1 protein-coding gene and 3 tRNA genes are annotated in these 2,130 nt (G+C 58.6%); all 4 read left to right on the forward strand.

Features of this window, described 5'->3' with window-relative positions:
• The first annotated feature begins 1,667 nt into the window (after positions 1 to 1,667).
• Positions 1,668 to 1,753: transfer RNA gene (locus BUB20358_RS27830), tRNA-Tyr, on the forward strand.
• A 45-nt stretch (positions 1,754 to 1,798) separates the two neighbouring features.
• A tRNA-Gly gene (locus BUB20358_RS27835) sits at positions 1,799 to 1,872 on the forward strand.
• Between the two features lie 24 nt (positions 1,873 to 1,896).
• Positions 1,897 to 1,971 (forward strand) — tRNA-Thr (locus BUB20358_RS27840).
• A gap of 64 nt (positions 1,972 to 2,035) precedes the next feature.
• On the forward strand, positions 2,036 to 2,130 hold a 95-nt coding region (locus BUB20358_RS27845; RefSeq protein ID WP_018003793.1), incomplete at its 3' end, for a GTP-binding protein.

The following is a 2,130-nucleotide window of genomic DNA, read 5'->3' on the forward strand; positions in this document are numbered from 1 at the left end:
GGATTCCCGTGTGAAAGTAGGTAATCGTCAGGCTCCCCTTGCCGCGCAAACCCCCGCCAATCGGCGGGGGTTTTTGCATTTGCGCGACGAAAAAACATCCGTCGCCTGCTACGATCGCGGGGCCCCGTATTGAAGCCGGCGGGTCGTGCCGCACATACAAAACGACTCGGCTTGATGGCCCGGCGCGCGGCACTTCCTCATGGCGCTGGATCGCAAGTCACCGCTCCCCGACAGTCTTGCTCGGCGTGTCGACGGCGAACCTCCGTCAAAACATCGAGAATCAGCGGGAAATGACCGCGCTCCGGCGCTCGCCCACGTAAAGCGTCCCTTCCTCATTCATGTCGGTGGATGTCGCCGCTTCGCGCGGCAGCCAGGTGGTGCGCTACAGTCCCGTGACGCCCCTCCAAAGCCATTCCGAATAACGGACGGCAGTTTGCCGGACAGACTCAGCGCGCATGGAGTCGATTTCGTCCTACTTCACCTTCCCGGCAAAGTGGATGCTTCAGCCGCCGATCATTGCTCGAGCACCCCCGCGCAAGCAGTTCAGCGGCTGAGCCGAATGCGGTTCCTGGCCGCAGCAAAATCGAAGATAAGCGTCGCGCGTATAGGCTCTCTAAGGACACCAATCCGCAGGGACGCCAAAATCGCTTCGCGTTCTCGACCGAAGAGCCAGCTTGGTCGCTCAACATGTGCGCCTACGGCGCGCCCAGAATGCCGGCGCATCGGCCAATAAAAATCAGCCTCGATATGAGCTGATTGAGCCCGCAAAGAACAAGGGCCACCTGATGTGACCGTGCCGCACCGGATCAACTAGTAGGATCGCCGGACGTTGACCCAGTTGTGTCGCCCGCCGACGTTCGCAAACAAGAGCGGATGACAAAGCCCACGGTGCCGTCTGTTGCCCCAACTTCATAGCTGGTCCACTCGGGAACGTGATTCCGTGGGCGAAAGGCCGCAAAAGCGCAGGCCGCGGTGTATGCGCGTCAGGCTCGCCCATTCAGCAGTTTTGGTGCCAGAAGGCAAAAAATATTTCACTCGGAATCCAAGCGAGCTTCCGGTATTCGCAACACAAAACGGGGCGACCGTTTAAGAACGGCCACCGCGAGCTCCTGTCGAAAGCGGGGCGCTATGGAGCGAATTGCTAGCTTCGGAACCTCGCCCCAACCACATGGCGCCGCCGTTGGATCGTTAGCACATTGGCTGCGCCCTCCCGCGACTCCGAGTCATAAATCGGAACGATATGGCGCGCTTCTGAGCCGGTGGTCAAGCCACCTCAGAACGGACCCGTTGAGCAATCTCTATAGCGTGCGTGGGCGGCCCGTAAACGATCTCTGCCCAACGCGCTGAATTCACGGCCTGCATCAATCCGCGCCGGAGCCGGCGAAAATGGCAGTCGCGTCTGCCCGGCATGAAAATTGCCACAAATTTTCGTTTACCGCTTGGCATCGCCAATCAGAGGCCGTATCATGGCGGTCTTTCGTTTTCAGCGTTTAGGATCTCGCTGAAGACGGAGTCTGACGATGTGGGCGTCGATCAGCGAAGTCATGCTTGCCTCAGCCGCTAGAGGGAGCAGGACGTCGAGCGGCGCGAGCGGAAGAGAATGAAAATAATCTTCCCGACGTGCTTGACAAGAGTTCGATGCACCCCCATAATCGTCAGTTCTCTACGGAGGGGTGCCCGAGTGGCTAAAGGGGGCAGACTGTAAATCTGTTGGCTTACGCCTACGTTGGTTCGAATCCAACCTCCTCCACCAAGAACATCAACGCAGAGAGCGGTAGGGAAATCGTTAGTGGCCCGCGCGGGTGTAGCTCAATGGTAGAGCAGAAGCCTTCCAAGCTTACGACGAGGGTTCGATTCCCTTCACCCGCTCCAGTCCGCGAAGTTGAAGCGTAAAGCGCCCATGTGGCTCAGTGGTAGAGCACTCCCTTGGTAAGGGAGAGGTCGGCAGTTCGATCCTGCCCATGGGCACCAGCAGTAAAAGTCAGTGTCTGTTTGCGCGCGGCGCAACATGTGAAATTCCTTTCGGGAGTTGAAAATGGCCAAGGAAAAATTCGAGCGGACCAAGCCGCACGTGAACGTTGGTACGATTGGTCACGTTGACCACGGCAAGACGACGCTGACGGCGGCGAT

This window comes from Burkholderia dolosa, assembly GCF_902499135.1.
In the GTDB taxonomy this organism is placed as follows: domain Bacteria; phylum Pseudomonadota; class Gammaproteobacteria; order Burkholderiales; family Burkholderiaceae; genus Burkholderia; species Burkholderia dolosa.